Below are 17556 nucleotides of genomic sequence, written 5' to 3'. Positions count from 1 at the left end.
GTCGAAGCGGTCGCCGAGCTGCACGTCGAGGGCGAGATCATGCCCGTCTGCGTGCACGTCAGCGACCACCCCGAGGGCAGGATCCTGGTCGACACCGGCATGACGGAGCGGCACCCGGCGGTGGTCGCCGCCTTCGACCCCCTCCTCCACCCTCTGGACGAGCAGGAGCTCGACGACGCCCACAGCGAGGACGGCTACTCGATTCACGAGGGGGTCGACGCTCCCCGGCTGCAGTACGTGCCGGTCGACGGCGAGCTCGAGCTGCTTCCCGGCAGAGGAGGTCTGGCTCGCGCACGTGCACGAGCCGTGGCGACCCACCGCCGACCGCGTCGACAGGCCCGGGGCGCCTGCGTAGCGACATGCGCACACGATGTTGCCGGTTCTCGTCGTCGAGGTCGGCGGACGCACGCGCGACGGCCTGGCTCGACCGGGCAGGTCAGCTCAGGAACGACTCTTCTTCCTCGTCGGCACCTCAGGCTCCCCGAGGGAGAGCATCAGGCGATTGGCCCAGTTGAAGAAGGCGGCGCCGTTGATGACGTCGACGATCTCGGCATCGCTGAGGCCAGCGGCGCGCAGGCGCTCGATCTGCGCTGGTCCGAAGTCGAGCGGGAGGTGGGTGAGGACGTCGGCGGCCTCGGCGATCGCATTCCACGCCTCGGAGCCCAGCTCCGCGCCGACGCCCTCGTCGAGCAGGCGCTGCACGTCATCGTGGCGACCGGATTCACGGGTCGCGGCGGCCGAGTGCACGGAGGCGCAGTAGATGCAGCCGTTGGTGCGGGAGGTCGCGGTCGCCGCGAGCTCCCGCTCTGCGCGGCCGGCCCCGCCCTCGGTGTTGAAGAAGATGTCCTGGTCGGTGAGGGTGCGGGCGCGCAATGCCTGCGGATCCCGTGCGAGCAGGCGGAAGTATGGGGAGGCGCGGCGGAAGTCGTCCAGCAGCGCGGCGTCCTGCTCCGCGGTGAGGTCCTCGCGCTCGACGGGCTCGACCCAGGGGACCCAGCCGAGGCTGTCCTGGGTGAAGGTCTCGGGGCGGGTCATCGGGTCTCCTCCGTCGTCGGGGCGCGGTGCGTGGCCGAAGCAGGGCGCGTGGCCGGCGCAGGGTTCTCGGGTGCAGGGTTCTCGGCGAGGACGGCCAGCCCGTGGGCGACGCGCAGCTGGAAGGTCAGGAAGGAGACCAGCTGGGAGAGGGTCACGATCCCGTCGGCGTCCCAGCCGGCCGCTCCGAGGGCGCGCAGGTGGGCCGGTGCGGCCTCCCGTGGGCGCTGCACGAGCAGCTCGGCGTGGGCGAGCCCCGCGTCGAGGTGCTGCTCACCGGTGGAGCGGCCCGCGGCGATCAGCTCCGCCAGGTCCTCGTCCTCATCGCGCAGGTTCTCGAGGTACAGCTCGGCGGCGGGGCCGGGGCCGTGCAGCTGAGCCACGTAGGCGGCCACGGCGTAGCGCTCGCGCAGCGGCACACTGCCGGGATCGGCCGGTTCCAGCAGCGCCTCGTAGCTGCGCTGCGCATTCTCGCGGGCCTGGGGGCGCAGGGAGCGCAGGCGGGCGATCTGCCCGCCCTCCCCCTCCCCGGCGAGGTGGTCGATGACATCTACGGCGTCGACAACAGGCTCGCTCATGCGGCTGGTCCCTTCGGGGTGGAGGTGGCGAGGTCGGTGGGAGACGCCGACGAGAGGTCGCGGTGGGCGGTGCGCAGGGCCTCGGCAGCCTCGACCCCGGTCGCGAAGCCGACCCTCGGGGCGACCTCGGTGGCCAGCAGCTCGAGGCTGCGCAGGGTCATCTCGTGCGGAGCGGCGATCGAGTGGACCTGGAAGGACACGTCGGTGGCCTGCGGCAGCGTCGCATCGGCCGCGAGGCTCTCGGCGACCTCCTCGACTGTGCCGACATGGGTGTCGGTGACCGCGATGAGCTGCGCGAGGGTGGCGCCCGCGGCGTCGAAGCCCGGCTGGAGGGCGGCGAGCTGCCGCAGGCCCGGCTCGGCGAGCTCGAGGGCGCGGGGGCGGTCCGCGGGGTCCACGACGAGCGCGGTGCGGGAGGCGAGGATCCGCGGAGCCGCACCGTCCGGGAGCACAGCGCGATAGGCCTCGATGATGGGCAGCTGGAGCTCGTGGAGGGGACGGTCGTGCTCACCCTCGGGGCGGGGCTGAGTGCGGGAGAGCAGCAGGCCGTCGCCGGTCTCCCCGGCACGCCTGCCACCGTCGACCGAGAAGGTGGCCTGCCAGATCCGCTGCCCCAGGTCACCGGCAGCGGGGTAGATCCTCGAGTCGGTGCCGCGCACCCCGCGCCCGGCGAGGGCGTCGCGCAGCACCTCGAGATGATCGGCGAAGAGCTCCCGGCGCGCACTCGGGTCCCGGCCGAAGGCGGGGAAGGAGCCTGGGGTGCCGCCGGCGGCGATACCGAGCTGGACCCGTTCGCCGCTGAGGGCATCGAGCACGGCGGCGTCCTCGGCGACGCGCAGCGGGTCATCGATCGGGAGGGTCACCACGGCGGTCCCGAGGGCGATGCGCCGAGTGCGCTGGGCTGCGGCGGCGAGCAGCACGAAGGGCGAGGGCAGCCCGCCCTCGTGCTCTCCGAAGTGGTGCTGGGCCACCCAGGCGGAAGCGAAGCCGAGCTCGTCGGCGCGGGCGATCTGCTCGAGCGCGAAGCGGTAGCGGTCCGCGGCGGGCGCCTCCTCGAGCAGGCGGGTGAACAGGCCCAGACGGGGTCGGGTCATGATGCGGTGATCTCCTCGGAGGATGCGGTGCGGCGGTGCCCGCCAGGGGCCGACTCGTGAGGAACCGGCGTGCTGCGGCCGGACTCCGCTCGGTCCGTCGTGGCACGGTGGTGGTGGCCCCAGGCACGCTCGGTGCCGGGGATCGCGGCGAGCAGCTGCCGGGTGTACTCGTGGTGCGGGTCCTCGAGGACCCTGCCCACCTCCCCGCTCTCGACCTGCTGGCCTCGGCGCATCACCGTGACGGTGTCGGCGACCTGCCGGACCACGGCGAGATCGTGCGAGATGAACACGTAGGTCAGCGCCAGTTCGTCCTGCAGGCGGGCCAGCAGCCGCAGGATCTGCGCCTGCACGGTGACGTCGAGCGCGGAGACCGCCTCGTCGAGCACCACCACCTCGGGCTGCAGGATCAGCGCGCGAGCGATCGCGACCCGCTGGCGCTGCCCGCCCGAGAGCTCCCGGGGACGACGGCTCGCGACCTCGAGCGGCAGGGCCACCAGCTCGAGGTGGTGCAGGGCGGCGGAGCGGCGCTCGGCACGGTTGCCGCGGCGGGTGTTGCGCAGCGGCTCCTCGAGGATCGCGGAGATCGACTGCCGCGGATCGAGCGAGCCGAAGGGGTTCTGGTGGACCAGCTGCACGGTGCTGCGGAACTCCCGCAGCCGCTTCCCGGTGCCGAGCTGCGTGACCTCCGTGTCGCCCACCAGGACGCTGCCCGCGGTGGGGGCGCGGAAGCCCGCGATCGCGCGGCCGGTGGTGGTCTTGCCCGAGCCGGACTCCCCCACCAGGGCGTGGGTGGTACCGCGCGGGATCTCGAAGGACACGTCGTCGACGGCGACGAAGGGCTCGCCGCTGCCGCGACGGTGGAACTCCTGGCGCAGGTCGCGGACCCGCACGAGCGGTGCCTCGCCGGCGGTGGGCCGGTGCGGCGCCCGGTCGACGATCTGCCGCAGCGAGGGGGCGTCCGAGAGCAGGGTGCGGGTGTACTCGGCCGACGGGGCCGCGAGCACCTTCCCCGTCGGCCCGGCCTCCTCGACCGTTCCGCCGCGCAGCACCACGAGGGTGTCGGCGCGGTCCGCCGCGACGGCGAGGTCGTGGGTGATCAGCAGGACGCCCGCGCCGGTGGCGACGCGCAGCTCGTCGATGAGATCCAGGACGGTGGCCTGGACGGTGACGTCCAGGGCGCTCGTGGGCTCGTCGGCGATCAGCAGCTCGGGCTCCAGCGCAAGGGCGGCGGCGATGAGCACGCGCTGGCGCATGCCGCCGGAGAGCTCATGCGGGTACTGGCGGGCGCGGGTCGCGGGATCATCCAGGCCCACGCGTTCGAGCAGCTCGATCACCCTGGCCTCGATCCGCTCCCGATCGCGCCAGCCGTGGATCCGCAGCGGGTCACCGACGCTCGCGCCGATCGTCCGCACCGGGTCCAGGGAGCTGGTGGGATCCTGCGGGATCAGGCCGATGCGGGTGCCGCGCAGCTCGCGCCAGGCCCGTTCGGGGAGGCCCACGAGCTCCTCGCGCACGCCGTCGGCCCCGGTGAGCGCGATGGACCCGCCCGTGACGGCGCCGTTCTCGGCGAGCAGGCCGATCACGGCCTGGGCGGCGCTGGACTTGCCGGAGCCGGATTCACCGACCAGCGCGGTGACGCTGCCGCGGGCGACGCTCAGGTCGATCCCGCGCACGGCCTCGACCTGACCGCGGCGGGTGCGGTAGGCGATGCGCAGCCCGGTGACGTCGAGCAACGGCTGGGGCTGTGCGGAGTGCTCGGACTGCCCGGATTGCTCGGTATGCGCGGCGCTCTCGGGCCGTGCCGGGTGCTCGAGCTGCTCCGGAGTCCAGGTCTCGTGGTGGGTGGTCATGCGCTCTCCCCCTGTCCGATGGCGCTGCTGAGGCGGTTGGTGGCGAGTACGACGGCGGCGACCACCAGGCCCGGCAGCAGCGTGAGCCACCAGGCGGTGGCGACGTAGTCGCGGCCCTCGGCGATCAGCAGCCCCCACTCGGGGGTGGGCGGCGGAGCACCGTAGCCGAGGAAGCCGAGGGTGGAGATCTGCAGGATCGCCGAGCCCAGCTGCAGCGCGGCGAGCGCGATGACGGGGGCGGCGGAGTTGGGCAGGATGTGGCGCCACAGGATCGCCGGCAGCGTGCCGCCGGAGCCGAAGGCCGCTTCGACGTACTCGCTGCGGCGCACCGAGATCACCCGCGAGCGGCTCAGCCGCGCGAAGGTCGCGATCGAGGTGATGCCCACGGCGATGGCCGCGTTGGTGGTGCCGAAGCCCAGCAGGATCACCACCGACAGCGACAGCAGCAGCCCGGGGATCGCGAGCAGCATGTCGACCAGGCGCATGAGCGCCTCCTCGACGAAACCGCCGACAGAACCTGCGATCACGCCGAGGGTGGTGCCGACGACGAGTCCGACGGCGACCGCGACCACGGCCGCGGTGATCGAGTGCGAGGCGCCGTGGACGACGCGGGCGAAGACGTCGCGCCCGGTCGCATCGGTGCCGAACCAGAACTCGGCGCTCGGGGCCTGCAGGGAGGCGCCGACGGAGGCCGTCGGGCTCTGGGCGGTGAACACCCCCGGCAGCAGCGCCCAGGCGAGCGCGGTCAGCAGCACCAGGGCGGAGAGCACGACACCGGGACGCAGGGCGGAGAGACGCGGGGCGCGGGCCGGAGCGCCGGAGCCGGCCGGGGCTCCGGAAGGGGTCAGGGTCTGGGCGCTCATCGGACGGCCACCGCCGCTCTGCGGGTCGGGGCGGCGGCGTCCGAGCGCCGCAGTCTTGCGTCGAGGACCGGGTAGAGCAGGTCCACGACGAGGTTGATCAGGACGAAGACGACCGTGGAGATGACCACCACGGCCAGCAGCACAGGGGTGTCGCGGGCGGCGACGGCCTGCGCGGTGAGCTGGCCGACGCCCATCCGCCCGAACACCGCCTCGGTGACGACCGCGCCGCCCACGAGCTCACCGAACAGGAGTCCCGCCATGGTCAGCGCGGGCAGCACCGCGTTGCGGGCGACGGTGCGGCTCAGCAGCCAGGTGTTCGTGGCGCCGCGGGCGCGGGCGACGGACACGAAGGGCTGGGCGAGGACCTCGTCGATCGAGCGGATCAGCACCTGGGCGAGCGGGGCCGCGATCGGGATCGCGAGGGTCGCCACCGGCAGGATCAGCGACTCGATCGGGCCGGCGTTGAGCACCGGGACCAGTCCCAGCTGGAAGGAGAACACCTGGATCAGCACGATGCCGATCCAGAACACCGGCAGCGAGACCATCAGCGGCGGCAGTCCCCGCAGCAGGTTCCGCAGAGCGCGGGCGGCGCGGTGGCCGCGCAGCCCGGGATGGGTGGCCGTGATAGCGATGGCCACCGCGAGCGCCACGGCGCTCACCAGGCCGAGGGCGGCGAGGGTCAGCGTCGAGGGCAGGGCCTCGGCGAGCAGTGCGGAGACCGCCGCACCGCTCTGGATCGAGTACCCGAGATCCCCGCGCAGGAAGGAGCCGGCGGTCTCGAAGAACTGCACGAGCTGGGGGCGGTCCGCCCCATAGGCGGCGCGGATCTCCGCCAGCTGCGCAGCGGTCAGCCCCAGATCGGGGTTGCCGTAGCGGGCCAGGACCGCGTCCCCCGGGAGCGCGGCGAGCAGGATGTAGGCCGCGATGAAGGCGAGCACGAGCACCAGGAGCGCACCGCCGATGCGGCGCCGGACGTAGGCCATGTCAGCGCCTCAGCCCGCGAGCCAGGTGTCGTAGAAGCTCGGGCGCGCCACGGACTCGGTGGAGAAGCCCTGCACCGCGTCGACGTGCCCGTAGACCTGCGGCTCCTCGAACAGCGGGAGGATCAGCGCCTGCTCGGCGAGGTGGGCCTGCGCGGCGGCGGAGGCCTCGGCGCGGCCCTCCTCGTCGGGCGTCGAGGCGATCTGTGCGAAGAGTGCGTCGAGCTCCTCGTCACCGACGGTGCCGTCGGGGTGGCCGTTCAGCAGCGCATTGCGGTTGTCCGAGGAGAACTGGGACTTGATGACGTCGTAGTCCGAGCGGGCGACCATCGAGTGATAGACCTGCACCTTGCCGGGCTCGGCGCGTGCGGCGTCCTGGGTGGCCTGGTCACCGGGCAGCAGCTGCACGTCGATGCCGAGCTCGGCGAGCTGCTCCTGGATCAGGGTGACGACCTCGCGCGAGCGCGGCTGCGGGAGCGCCTCGTTGAAGGTCAGCGTCAGCGGTGCGCCGTCCTTCGCACGGGTGCCGTCGGCCCCCGCCACCCACCCGGCCTCGTCGAGCAGCGTGGCCGCCAGCGCGGGGTCGTGCGCGTAGTGCTCGGAGGTGTCGACGTAGCCCAGCGCCTTCGCCCCGAGGGCGCCGGTGGCGAGCGGGTAGTTCGCGGTGAACAGGGTGTCCACGATCGCCTGGCGGTCGATCGCGGCGATCAGCGCCTGGCGGGTGGCGATGTCCTCGAGCGCGGGATCGCGGAAGCGGAAGCTGAGGGAGTTGTTCACTCCATTGGTGGGCGCGGCGTAGAGCACCAGGCCGTCGGCCTCGAACTGGGCCTCGTCGGGCGCATCGATCTGGCGCGCGATGTGGGCCTGGTTCGAGGTCACGGTGCCCACGCGCACGCTCGACTCGGAGGCGACGAGGTAGACGATCTCGTCGAGATAGGCGCGGCCCTCGTGCCCGAGGGAGGCCGGGGCCCAGTCGTAGTCCTCGCGGACGGCGAGGGTGATCTGGGTGCCGATCTCCTCGGCCGAGACCACGAAGGGCCCCGAGGCGATGAGGTCCGCCGCGTTGCCTGGGCCGAACTGCTCGCCCGAGCGGTCCAGGGTCGCACTCGAGAGCAGGCCCGAGTTGATGGTCGAGACGGCCTGGGGGAAGCCCGGCGACGGAGCGGAGAAGAAGAACTTCACCGTGGTCGCATCGACGACCTCGCCGTGGTCGTAGTTGTTGATCGCCTCGGAGACGGTCAGCGCCCGCTCGGGATCGCCGATGCCGTAGAGGTCGAAGTTCTTCACCACGTTCTCGGCGTCGATCAGAGTGCCGTCGGAGTAGCTCGCACCCTCGCGCAGCGTGAACGTGTACTCGGTGGCGTCCTCGTTGACCTCGGGCAGGGCGGTGGCGATCCACGGCTCGAGCGCGAGGGTCTCGGGGTTCTGGTAGAGCAGGCGGTCGGTGAGGTTGTTGATCAGGCCGCCGTTGGGGTAGAAGCCACCAGCCGGCGGGTACAGGGTGGTCCAGGTCTGCGGCTCGAGGTAGGTGAGCGTGCCGCCCTGCTGGGGCTCGCCGGCCGCGGCGCCGTCGCTACCGCTGCTCCCGTTGCCGCAGGAGGCCAGCGTCATCAGGGCGGGAAGACCGAGACCGAGAGCGAGAGCGGAGCGACGAGAAACGGAAGGCATGGCGGGACTCCTCGAGGAGCGACGGGGCGTGATGCCCGGATGGTGCGGAGCGGATGACCGCAGTGAACCACCCGGACCTAAGGTGCCCTAATGGTCGTTCATAGTTCGCAACATGTATAGGCGAGTCCGCAGAATGGCCGGTGGTGTGGGCCACACAAGCAAGCCCGCCTGCGTCCGGCGGCGACCAGTGAAGGTCGCAGGCCAGACCACCACCTCCATCGGCCTGCTAGGTCGGGATGCGGGGCCATGCTCTATCGTCAGGAACCAGGGGGCCATCAGGCGCCCGGAAACGGACACACGTGCAGCCTTCCCAGAACGGCCACAACGGATCGGTCACCGATTCAGGACTCACCCTCGGACTGATCGGGCGCTCCCTCAAGCCGGACGAGCGCCGGGTGCCGGTGCATCCCGCGCATCTGGACCGCATTCCCGAGCACCTGCGGCGCCGCATCCTGGTCGAGGAGGGATACGGGCTCCCCTTCGGGATGTCCGACGCGAAGATCGCTGAGCTGGTGGGTCGCGTCGGCACCCGCGAGGAGGTGTTTGCCGCGGCCGACGTGCTGGTGCTGCCGAAGCCGCAGCACGAGGACATCCGCGCGATGCGCGAGGGACAGATCCTCTGGGGCTGGCCGCACTGCGTGCAGGACCGTGAGCTCACGCAGCTGGCGATCGACAAGCGCCTCACCCTGATCGCGTTCGAGGCGATGAACCACTGGGGACCCGACGGCTCCTTCACGCTGCACGTGTTCCACGCGAACAACGAGCTGGCGGGCTACAGCTCGGTGCTGCACGCCCTGCAGCTGCGGGGCACGACCGGGAACTACGGACGGCGCCTCACCGCCACGGTGATCGGCTTCGGGGCCACGGCGCGCGGCGCGATCACGGCGCTGAGCGCCCACGGCATCTCCCGGGTCCGGGTGCTGACCAATCGCGCGGTCGCCGCGGTCGCCTCCCCGATCCACTCGGTGGAGATCGTCCAGTTCGGTCACGAGGAGGGCCCCTACCTCAGCGAGGTCGTCACCGAGGACGGGGCGGTGCCTCTGGCCCCGTTCCTCGCCGAGAGCGACGTGGTGGTCAACTGCACGCTGCAGGATCCCAACGCCCCGCTGCTCTACCTGCGCGAGAGCGATCTGCCGAGGTTCCGGCCCGGGAGCCTGATCGTCGATGTCTCCTGCGACGAGGGGATGGGGTTCTCCTGGGCGCGCCCGACCACCTTCGAGGCGCCGATGATCGAACTGGACCACGACATCCACTACTACGCGGTGGACCACAGCCCCTCGTACCTGTGGAACTCCGCGAGCTGGGAGAACAGCTCCGCGCTGCTCCCCTTCGTCGAGACCGTCATGGCAGGGCCCGCGGCCTGGGCCGCCGAGTCCGTCATCGATCACGCCATCGAGATCCAGGACGGTGTGATCAGGAATCCCGCGATCGTCGAGTTCCAGGATCGCGAGAGCGAGTACCCCCACCGCTGAGCGGCGGGGCATCGCGTCGTCGCGCAGCGCTCAGCGAGGACCCGCGGCCGACGCGCCTCTCAGCCGACGTGCGGCAGGGTCCACCGTGCACCTCGCCCCGCTCCCGGCCCGAGCACCCTGTTTCACCTGCTCCCTGCCACGACCTCGAGCCCGAACCGCTGCGCCGCCTGCGCGAGCTCACGGTCGAAGGTCGCGAATCCGATCATCGCGTCCCCGTAGAGCAGGGCCGTGGAGAGGTGCAGTGCGTCCATGGCGCGCAGACCTGAGCCGAGGGAGAGGGCGTGGTCGATCACCTCGTCGTCGACCGCGTCGAGGCCGGTCCGGGCGAGGATCGCGTCGACATCGGCATGAGAACCGCCACGGCGATCCACTGTCGCGTGCAGCTCGACCTCGAGCAGCCGCGAGGAGAGCAGCTCCGTCGTTCCCGCGAAGAGGGCCTCGACCTCGACCACCCCCGGTTCTCGGCTGAGGAGCTTGTAGGCCGCCGAGGTGTCGAGGTAGATCATGCGCGGTCCCCGCGCATGTCCTCGATCATCTGCTCGGTGCTCCAGCCGTGGATCGGTGAGGCGACCGTCGGTATCCCGCTCTCGGTGGCGGGCCGCAGCGCACCGCTGGCGAGGCGCCGGGAGCGCCGATCAGACTCGACCCTGGTGATGCGGGCGATCTGGCGGCCACGGTCCGTCACGGTGACCTCCTCCCCCTCCTGCACTCGCGCGAGGACCCGGGCGGTCTGCTGGTTCAGCTCGGTGCGCGTCACGTCAGCCATGGGACCACGGTACGCCTAATACTAGTTCTAGTACAGATGCGATGTGGACGACGAGGGCGCGGGCTTCCTCTCCCCAGGGTCGCAGCACTGTGAAAGAGGAAGTGCAGCCGGTCGCCGCGCTCACCGCCGGGTGATCGCGAAGGCTCCTGCCGGTACGCTCCTGCGCCCGCGGTTCGCAGGGCCCACTCGCATTCCGTCGGCCCGGTACACGCTGCCCGTCTGCCCCGGCACGAGCGCCAGCTTCGCATCAGCCGACGCCACGTGCAGCGTCAGCGAATCTCCCCGCTCCACCGCGAGCTCCGCTGTGGTCACCGCCGGCAGCAGCATCAGCTCGTCGAGCTCGAGCCTCCCCTCGGCGATGACCTCGATGGCCACAGCGCCCGCCGGGATCGGGACGTCGAGCCGCACGGGCCTGAGCACCCCGTCCCACTCGGTCACGCCCGGATCCCCGGCACCGCCCAGCTCGAGCGTGCCCAGCACTGTCCGTGCTCCGGCCGCGTCGATCGCACTCCAGTGCGCCACACCCGCGTCCTCGGCGAGCCGGTGGATCAGCGGATGCGCCGTCGCGCTTCCGGCGGAGACTGCGGCGAGCGCCTCGGCATCCAGCATGAAGCGCACTGTGCCCCCGTCACCGGCGAGCACAGAGGATCCGCGCCAGTTCGACTCGCCCGTCCATGCGCTCTCGGGCGCCACGACCGCAGCGTCGCCGCTGAGCTGCGCGGACTCTGCCGGGAGCCACTGCATGCCGTGCACCTCGGGCGTGCCGACCAGGCTCTGCGCAGTCCGCGCGAGCTCCCGGTCCTGGTCCAGCGCGATCATCGCCAGCAGGGCGTGGATCGTGGACTCGGCGCCGGAGTTGCGGTTGATGGTCCCGTCGGGCTCGATCCCGTCGACGGTCACGCCGGTGGCCGGATCGTAGACGGGCTCTCCCGCCGGATTCGCGCCGAAGAACCAGCCGGCGACGAGTGCGGCCAGCTCCCGCAGGCCCTCGCCACCGGTGGCATCGGCCGTGCGCAGCAGGGACTCGATGCGGCTCTGCACGCCGTAAGCGATCTGGGATTCTCCCGGTACGGGTGACCAGGCGTTGTGCGGGCCGCCGGAGGTGAACAGCTGCGGGGTGAACACGCCCACGTCGGCCACCGCAGCATCGAGTCCGTGGCCGGTCACCGCAGAGGCTGCGGCGAGCGAGGCCGGGGCGAGGCCGCCCCAGGCGTGCCAGAGGCTCTGCGAGCCGGTCCACGGCATGATCGCACCGAAGGGCCAGACGCTCACGGCGCCGGAGGGCATCGCCTCAATACCCTCGGCGTAGCGGTCCAGGGCCTGGGCGACGCGCTCGTCGTCGGGTCGCACCGTGAGGGCTGCGGCGAGCCCGAGCACGGCCTCGCCGGTCGCGTCGGCACCACCGGCGATCACCCAGCCGGGCACGGGGACCCCGTCGGCCGAATCCCACTGCCCGTATCTGCCCAGCGAGGCGCGCTCGAGCGCGGTCAGCGCCAGGTGCAGACGCTCGACCAGGAACGCGGTGAAGTCAGGGTCGACCGCGGCGAACACGGCGATGCTCTCTCCGAGCGCCCAGACGGTGCGGGCCAGCCAGTAGGACTCGTCGGAATCCGAGGGGTCGGGCGGCTCGATGGGGATCGCGCTGCGGTTCAGGGCGCCGTCGGGCTGCATCCACAGCACCACGTTGCCGGCGTTCTGCCCGGAGGTGACCTGGAGGTAGGTGAGGGTGCGCAGCAGCTCCCGGGCGGTCGCCAGATCGGCGTTGTCCCTGAATGCGGAGTGGGCGCGCAGGAACACGATGGCGGTGCGGGAGATGTCGTCGGCGTTGTAGGCGCCCTGGGACCAGTGGCCGGTGGCGGCGTCGAGATCTCCGCCGCCGATGCGGGTGAAGGTGCCGTCCTCTGCGCGGTCGGCGTAGGTCCACACGGCGGTGGCGCGCGGCCTCTCCTCGGCCTGGTAGGTGGTGTGACCGGCGGTGATCGTGCCGCAGCAGATCGACGGGACGTGGTGGATGTACTTCGGCGAGGGCGGGATCTACTGGGCCACCAGCGACGATCTGATCCACTGGACCCCCGGTACCACGGACGACTCTCCGATGTACCTCCCCACCCCCGGCACCTTCGACGAGGCGCTGGTGGAGATCGGCACCTCCCCCGTCCTCACCGACGACGGCCTGCTGCTGATGCTCACCAACGGCGCCACCCGCGAGGTCCACGAGGACGGCACCGTGGACGTCGACTACCGCTGCGGCCAGATCCTCATCGACCCCGCCGCGCCCACCACGGTCATGGCCAGACTGCAGGAGCCCTGGCTGCGCCCCCAGACCTACGAGGACACCCACGGGCTGATCTCCAATGTCACCTTCGTCGAAGGACTCGTGAAGTTCCGCGGGAAGTGGTTCTCGTACTACGGGCAGTCCGATACGACGCTGGCTGTGGCCGTGGCGGATCCGGCGGACGGGTTCGGGGTGGGGCTGCGCGCGGACGGGTGAGGTGAGCCTCCTCATTGCCCCTTGAGGGCGGCGTAGGCCGCGAGCGCTTCCCGTCGCGAGGCCTTCAGATCGACGATCGGCGCCACCCGTTCCGCGGACTCGTCGTCCACCTCGGGCACCCACCGGCGCACGTACTCGCCCTGGGGGTCGAACCGCTCCTGCTGGCGCTCGGGGTTGAAGACGCGGAAGTACGGGGCGGCGTCGTCGCCCGTGCCGGCGACCCATTGCCAGTTGAACGGGTTCGAGGCGTCGTCGGCGTCGACGAGGGTGTCCCAGAACCATTCCTCGCCGAGCCGCCAGTGCAGGCGCAGATTCTTGGTGAGGAAGGAGGCGACGACCAGCCGCACCCGGTTGTGCATCCAGCCGATCGCCCACAGCTCCCGCATCCCCGCGTCGACCAGGTCGATGCCGGTGCGCCCCTGCTGCCAGGCTCGCAGAGCGTCGTCATCCTCGCGCCACTCGAAAGCGTCGAACTGGGGCCGGACGTTCTGGGTCGCGAGGTCGGGCAGGTGGAAGAGCCGGTGCCAGGCGAACTCGCGCCACAGCAGCTCGGAGCGGAAAGTCTCCGGGCCCGTTCCGCGCCCCGCGGACAGGCTGTGGTGCCAGACCTCGTGAGGAGAGACCTCGCCGAAGCGGAGGTGCGGCGAGAGGCTCGAGGTGCCCGCGGTGCCCGGCCGCTCCCGATCCTCGGCGTAGTCGGTCAGCAGGTCCCCGAGCTGCGCGAGCCGCTCCCGAGCTCCCGCCTCGCCGGGGGTCCAGTTCTCGCGCAGCCCGCCGGCCCAGTCGGGCGCCGTCGGGAGCCATCCGCGACCGGACAGCTCCTGCTCGAAGGTCTCCGTGCGCAACCAGCTGCGCACCTCGTGGCCGCCGGCACGGACCTGCTCCTGGGGGCCGGCGAGATGATCGGGCAGGCCGTGCGGTTCACGCGGCGGCCTGCTCTCCCGGCATGCGCGGGCGAACGGGGAGTAGACCTTGTACGGTCCGCCGCTCTGGGTGGTGATGGTCCACGGTTCGTTCAGCAGGTACCCGTCGAAGCTCTCCACGCGGACATCCCGCGTGCGCAGAGACGCCTTCAGGCGCGCATCCACGGCCCGCTTGGGTTCGTGATAGCGGCGGTTCCAGAGCACCGCGGTCGCGTGCACCTCCTCGACCAGAGCGGGGATCTGCTCTTCGGGATCCCCGCGGAGCAGGACCAGCGGCACCCCGTGCTCGCGCAGGGCCGCGGCCAGGGCGCTCAGCGAGTGGTGCAGCCACCAGCGCGCCGCGCCGCCCAGCGGGCGCACGCCGCTGATCTCCTCGTCGATGTGCACCGCGAGGACCTCACCATCGGCCGCGGCGGCATGGAGGGCCGGATTGTCGTGAAGGCGGAGGTCATCCCGGATCCACCAGATGCTGGTCATCTGTCCCTGCTCTCGTTGGCGGTGGCGGGCCCCGGCCCGTGGGGCCCGGCCCCTGTGGCGTGCGGCGGCCGGTCCCGGACGACCTCACGCACGTACGTAGCCTAGCTAAGCAAGCTCTTACCGTGCACACGGGCGAGGTCTCGCTCTCCTGCGTCACACCGGGCGCGGGCGAGCCGTCCCCCGATCCGCTGCGCGTGCTCGATACCCTCGCGGAATGGCTACCCGTCGACGCTCCAGCACCCGTCGGCGAGGCGGCTCCTCCCGGAGGAAGGGCACCCGCCAGGTGATGCGGGAGCTGCCGTTCGTCGGCCCCGGCGAGCGCACCTGGGTGCTGGACGTCCCCTACGGCACCCAGGTCGAGGGCGCCGCCTGGCATCCCGCCGTGAAGATGCACCTGCACGTCGGCCGCACGCTCCCCGCGCACCTCGCGCCTTACGCTCCCGCTCCGCACACCCTCGGGCGATTCCTCGAGAACACCCTGAACCCCGAGGATCCGACGCCGAACCCCGAGCCGGCCGAGGACCTCGAGCCCCGCCAGAACCAGTACGAGGCGGCCGACGCGATCGCGGCACGCGCCGCAGCCGGTGGGCGACAGTTCCTGCTGGCCGACGAACCGGGCGTCGGCAAGACGATCTCCGCCGTGCTCGGAGCCAGTGCAGTGGGCGACCTCCGCGGAGCGCAGCGCGTGCTCGTGGTCGCCGACAGGCCCGCCGCGATCACCATCGGGCACTGGTGCCGCACCATCACCGCGCTCGGCGACAGCGGCCTGGAATGGGTCGTGATCACCTGGGACCGCCTGGAAAAGGTCACGGGCTACGACTGGGACGTGATCATCGCCGATGAAGCCCACGCGCTGCGCCGCACCACCACGAAGCGGTGGAAGCTCTGGGCACAGATCGCCGGCCACCGGCAGCCGCACGAGCAGGCGCCGCTCGTGATCACGACGACCGCGACGCCCGGCCACACGCCGCTCGAGCTGCCCTATCTCGCGCCGGCCTACGCCCAGGCGCATGACGAGCCGATGAAGGAGTGGCTCACGGCGACCCAGCCCGCCGCCACCTTCACCACCGCGCTCGAGCGCCACGGGGTCGGCGTGGACAAGGGCCGCTACGGCGCGTCCTGGACCACCGACCCTGCCCGCCGGGCCGCGGATCTCGCGCTGGTGCGCGGCTGGCTCGAGGACGCACAACCACCTGCCATGCTGCACCGTGCAGCGCCGTGGGGGTCGGTGCCGATCTCCGGAATGCCGGTGACGCTCACGCCCACAGAACGGGACGCGTATGAGGCGGAGTGGGGCGAGTTCTGCCGCGAGATGGACATCGCCCGGCGCGGTAGGAACACGGCCAAAGGGCGCGCGGCGCTGCTGCGCTTCCGGCAGAAGGCCGGACTGATCCGCGTGGACTCCACGGTGGCCTGGATCTCCCAGCAGGTCGAGGCTGAGCGGCAGGTGGCGTGCTCGGTCGAGTTCGTCGGCACCGCCGCCGATCCGATCGCCGAGCGGCTGCGGGACTCCGGCCTCGAGGTCGCCACGATCTATGGTCAGGGCCGGTTCGACGCCGAGGCCGAGCGGCTCCGCTTCCAGACCGGGCAGGCGAAGGTCTGCGTCCTCACCACGGTCGCCTCGATCAGCCTGCACGCCGGCGAGACTCTCGAAGGCGGCCACCAGGCGAGCACCGAGCCGCGGGTCGGGGTGTTCCACCAGGCCCGCTTCTCCGGCATCGCGGGCCGACAGGTCACCGGCCGCACCCACCGCGACCACCAGGTCTCCCCCTGGCACATCGCCTACGCCGAGAGCACCGTCGAGGAGCAGGTCAGCAAGGTGATGGTGGAACGGATCGCCGCCGCCTCCGACACCGTGGGCGGCGACACCGCGAGTCTCACCGACGTGGCGCAGCTGCTCGGGGCGGACTGGCTGCCAGCGGCAAGCCTGACCGGCGATGCGGACTGAACGACGAGGATGACCGCTCCCCCGCCGTCCGGAGGAGGCCGGCGATGTTCAATTTTCCTTAGAATTCCAGTATGTTGAACACATGGACTCGATTGAACTTCCGAGGAGTGCCACGGGCGCCGTCATCAAGGACGTGCTTCACCACCTCGCCGAGCTGGGCATCAGACCAGACTGGCGGTACGAGGAGAATCTTGAGGACCGGATCTGCACCGGCACTCTCCTGCTCGACGACGGAACCGGCGTGCACAAGTTCCCGGCCGTGGCCAGCGCGACTGTCAGCCCTGCCGGGCTCACCCTGCTGCCTCATGACGAGCAGACGGTCCTGCTGACCAGCCGTATCACTCCCGCACGCGCACAGGCACTCGCCTCACGAGGCTGGGGTGGATACGCGGATTCGGCGGGCAACGCGTCGCTGAGGTCACCGGGACTTCTCATCGAGATCGCAGGCAAGAGCGACGCCGAAGAACGAAGGGCACCCACCGCAGCTCCCTTCTCGCGCGCGGGTCTGCCTGTCACCTTCGCCGTACTCGTCGCGAACCAGCAGGAGCATCGAGTACTGCAGCGCGAGTTGGCAGCGTCATCAGGGGCATCGATCGGCACCGTGAACCGTGTCGTTCGGGCTCTGCGCGAGCGCACGCCCCCGATGCTCGACAAGAACTACCAGGTGTTGCGCCCCGCCGCGCTCGAAGACGAGTGGGTCGCGGCCTATACGGCCTTGCAACCCAGCACGTGGCCCGAGGAACGGTTCACGAGCGACGTCTGGAAGAACCCCTCGGACCTCCTGAAGGAGAAGCTCCCCGACGGAGCGCTGCTCGGCTCGGAACTGGCCGCAGCACGCCTCGGCGCACCGATCCGGCCATCACAGGCCCTCATTCATCTTCCTCCCGAAGCCCGACGGGACCTCATCCGCCAGGGGCGCCTGCGCAGAGCACAGGACGGCCCGGTACGGATCCGCCCGACCTTCTGGAACATTCCGCCGAACGGAGAGGATGGCGTCGCTCCCAGACCGCTGCTTAGGGCGGACCTGCTGCTCGAGGACGATCCCCGGCTCGATGAGATACGTGCACAGCTTTTCGGTGACACGCGATGATCGACCTCACAGGACGCACTGACGTACCAGTGGCCGAAGAGGTCCTAAGTCATCCTCGCGGCACTCTCCGAGGACCCGTTCGTCGACGAGGTATGGGAAGACCACACAGCGCTCGACGCCACCGATGACGACATCATCGCCGCAGCCAGCTACCACTATGCGCGTCGTGCCGCGGAGGCATTCGCCCCCATCGACGGAACAGCGGTACTCGATACGCTCCTCGATGCCCAGCTGCGACCGGTGTTGCTGCGGCACATGCGGAGCGAACTCGCCGCCGATCTGATCGACGGGTACACGAAAGGATTCGCAGCCGGGCTCAAGCGC

Annotated in this window: 15 protein-coding genes; 4 read left to right on the top strand and 11 right to left on the bottom strand. The window is 71.3% G+C overall.

Annotated elements, in window-relative coordinates; translation table 11 throughout:
- Positions 1–441 precede the first annotated feature (441 nt).
- Genes Q0937_RS16260 through Q0937_RS16230 form a run of 7 tightly spaced genes read right to left on the bottom strand, consistent with a single transcriptional unit; the run spans position 442 to position 8065 of the window.
- Positions 442–1035 carry an alkylhydroperoxidase domain protein gene (locus Q0937_RS16260; protein ID WP_299305816.1) on the bottom strand — a complete coding sequence of 198 codons (594 nt, stop codon included), beginning with the start codon at positions 1033–1035 and terminating at the stop codon, positions 442–444.
- Positions 1032–1610, bottom strand: coding sequence for a CMD domain protein (locus tag Q0937_RS16255; RefSeq protein ID WP_299305814.1), 579 nt, complete (start codon positions 1608–1610; stop codon positions 1032–1034). Before Q0937_RS16255 ends, Q0937_RS16260 begins: the two co-directional genes overlap by 4 nt.
- Positions 1607–2704 carry a putative FMN-dependent luciferase-like monooxygenase gene (locus Q0937_RS16250; RefSeq protein WP_299305812.1) on the bottom strand — a complete coding sequence of 366 codons (1098 nt, stop codon included), beginning with the start codon at positions 2702–2704 and terminating at the stop codon, positions 1607–1609. The genes Q0937_RS16255 and Q0937_RS16250 overlap by 4 nt, the downstream gene beginning before the upstream one ends.
- Positions 2701–4554: an ABC transporter ATP-binding protein gene (locus tag Q0937_RS16245; RefSeq protein WP_299305810.1), complete on the bottom strand. Its 1854-nt coding sequence runs from the start codon at positions 4552–4554 to the stop codon at positions 2701–2703. The genes Q0937_RS16250 and Q0937_RS16245 overlap by 4 nt, the downstream gene beginning before the upstream one ends.
- Positions 4551–5417: an ABC transporter permease gene (locus Q0937_RS16240; RefSeq protein WP_299305809.1), complete on the bottom strand. Its 867-nt coding sequence runs from the start codon at positions 5415–5417 to the stop codon at positions 4551–4553. The genes Q0937_RS16245 and Q0937_RS16240 overlap by 4 nt, the downstream gene beginning before the upstream one ends.
- Positions 5414–6400: an ABC transporter permease gene (locus Q0937_RS16235; RefSeq protein WP_299305808.1), complete on the bottom strand. Its 987-nt coding sequence runs from the start codon at positions 6398–6400 to the stop codon at positions 5414–5416. The genes Q0937_RS16240 and Q0937_RS16235 overlap by 4 nt, the downstream gene beginning before the upstream one ends.
- 9 nt (positions 6401–6409) lie before the next feature.
- On the bottom strand, positions 6410–8065 hold the full coding sequence (locus Q0937_RS16230; RefSeq protein ID WP_299305806.1) for a TIGR04028 family ABC transporter substrate-binding protein: 1656 nt from the start codon (positions 8063–8065) through the stop codon (positions 6410–6412).
- 299 nt (positions 8066–8364) lie between these two features.
- Here Q0937_RS16230 and Q0937_RS16225 point away from each other — a divergent pair, with 299 nt between their 5' ends.
- Complete coding sequence (locus Q0937_RS16225; protein ID WP_299305804.1) at positions 8365–9537, top strand: N(5)-(carboxyethyl)ornithine synthase; 1173 nt, start codon at positions 8365–8367, stop codon at positions 9535–9537.
- A 122-nt stretch (positions 9538–9659) separates the two neighbouring features.
- On the opposite strand, the gene Q0937_RS16220 is transcribed toward Q0937_RS16225, so the two are convergent.
- The 3 genes from Q0937_RS16220 to Q0937_RS16210 form a co-directional block, all read right to left on the bottom strand.
- On the bottom strand, positions 9660–10043 hold the full coding sequence (locus Q0937_RS16220) for a type II toxin-antitoxin system VapC family toxin (protein ID WP_299305802.1): 384 nt from the start codon (positions 10041–10043) through the stop codon (positions 9660–9662).
- A complete protein-coding gene (locus tag Q0937_RS16215) occupies positions 10040–10303 on the bottom strand; it encodes a type II toxin-antitoxin system Phd/YefM family antitoxin (protein WP_299305800.1) in 264 nt (87 codons plus the stop codon). The genes Q0937_RS16220 and Q0937_RS16215 overlap by 4 nt, the downstream gene beginning before the upstream one ends.
- Positions 10304–10423: 120 nt before the next feature.
- A complete protein-coding gene (locus tag Q0937_RS16210) occupies positions 10424–12229 on the bottom strand; it encodes a hypothetical protein (RefSeq protein WP_299305798.1) in 1806 nt (601 codons plus the stop codon).
- Between the two features lie 49 nt (positions 12230–12278).
- Here Q0937_RS16210 and Q0937_RS16205 point away from each other — a divergent pair, with 49 nt between their 5' ends.
- Positions 12279–12794, top strand: coding sequence for a hypothetical protein (locus Q0937_RS16205; RefSeq protein ID WP_299305797.1), 516 nt, complete (start codon positions 12279–12281; stop codon positions 12792–12794).
- A gap of 11 nt (positions 12795–12805) precedes the next feature.
- On the opposite strand, the gene Q0937_RS16200 is transcribed toward Q0937_RS16205, so the two are convergent.
- Complete coding sequence (locus Q0937_RS16200; RefSeq protein ID WP_299305796.1) at positions 12806–14194, bottom strand: deoxyribodipyrimidine photo-lyase; 1389 nt, start codon at positions 14192–14194, stop codon at positions 12806–12808.
- 214 nt (positions 14195–14408) lie between these two features.
- Between Q0937_RS16200 and Q0937_RS16195 the strand changes: the two genes are divergently transcribed.
- Together Q0937_RS16195 and Q0937_RS16190 are read left to right on the top strand one after the other, a co-directional pair.
- Positions 14409–16142 (top strand): helicase, encoded by a 1734-nt coding sequence (locus Q0937_RS16195; RefSeq protein WP_299305794.1) that lies wholly within the window; start codon positions 14409–14411, stop codon positions 16140–16142.
- Positions 16143–16224: 82 nt separating this feature from the next.
- Complete coding sequence (locus Q0937_RS16190) at positions 16225–17232, top strand: type IV toxin-antitoxin system AbiEi family antitoxin (protein WP_299305792.1); 1008 nt, start codon at positions 16225–16227, stop codon at positions 17230–17232.
- Positions 17233–17556 lie beyond the last annotated feature (324 nt).

This window comes from uncultured Brachybacterium sp. (assembly GCF_947500705.1).
Classification (GTDB): Bacteria; Actinomycetota; Actinomycetes; order Actinomycetales; family Dermabacteraceae; genus Brachybacterium.
Note: the sequence above shows the minus strand (reverse complement) of the source record. Positions and strands in the feature narration are given on the sequence as shown.

Coding starts and splice junctions, on each gene's coding strand:
- Q0937_RS16260 (WP_299305816.1), bottom strand. CDS start 1,035: ATGACCCGCCCCGAGACCTTCACCCAGGACAGCCTCGGCTGGGTCCCC.
- Q0937_RS16255 (WP_299305814.1), bottom strand. CDS start 1,610: ATGAGCGAGCCTGTTGTCGACGCCGTAGATGTCATCGACCACCTCGCC.
- Q0937_RS16250 (WP_299305812.1), bottom strand. CDS start 2,704: ATGACCCGACCCCGTCTGGGCCTGTTCACCCGCCTGCTCGAGGAGGCG.
- Q0937_RS16245 (WP_299305810.1), bottom strand. CDS start 4,554: ATGACCACCCACCACGAGACCTGGACTCCGGAGCAGCTCGAGCACCCG.
- Q0937_RS16240 (WP_299305809.1), bottom strand. CDS start 5,417: ATGAGCGCCCAGACCCTGACCCCTTCCGGAGCCCCGGCCGGCTCCGGC.
- Q0937_RS16235 (WP_299305808.1), bottom strand. CDS start 6,400: ATGGCCTACGTCCGGCGCCGCATCGGCGGTGCGCTCCTGGTGCTCGTG.
- Q0937_RS16230 (WP_299305806.1), bottom strand. CDS start 8,065: ATGCCTTCCGTTTCTCGTCGCTCCGCTCTCGCTCTCGGTCTCGGTCTT.
- Q0937_RS16220 (WP_299305802.1), bottom strand. CDS start 10,043: ATGATCTACCTCGACACCTCGGCGGCCTACAAGCTCCTCAGCCGAGAA.
- Q0937_RS16215 (WP_299305800.1), bottom strand. CDS start 10,303: ATGGCTGACGTGACGCGCACCGAGCTGAACCAGCAGACCGCCCGGGTC.
- Q0937_RS16200 (WP_299305796.1), bottom strand. CDS start 14,194: ATGACCAGCATCTGGTGGATCCGGGATGACCTCCGCCTTCACGACAAT.
- Q0937_RS16195 (WP_299305794.1), top strand. CDS start 14,409: ATGGCTACCCGTCGACGCTCCAGCACCCGTCGGCGAGGCGGCTCCTCC.
- Q0937_RS16190 (WP_299305792.1), top strand. CDS start 16,225: ATGGACTCGATTGAACTTCCGAGGAGTGCCACGGGCGCCGTCATCAAG.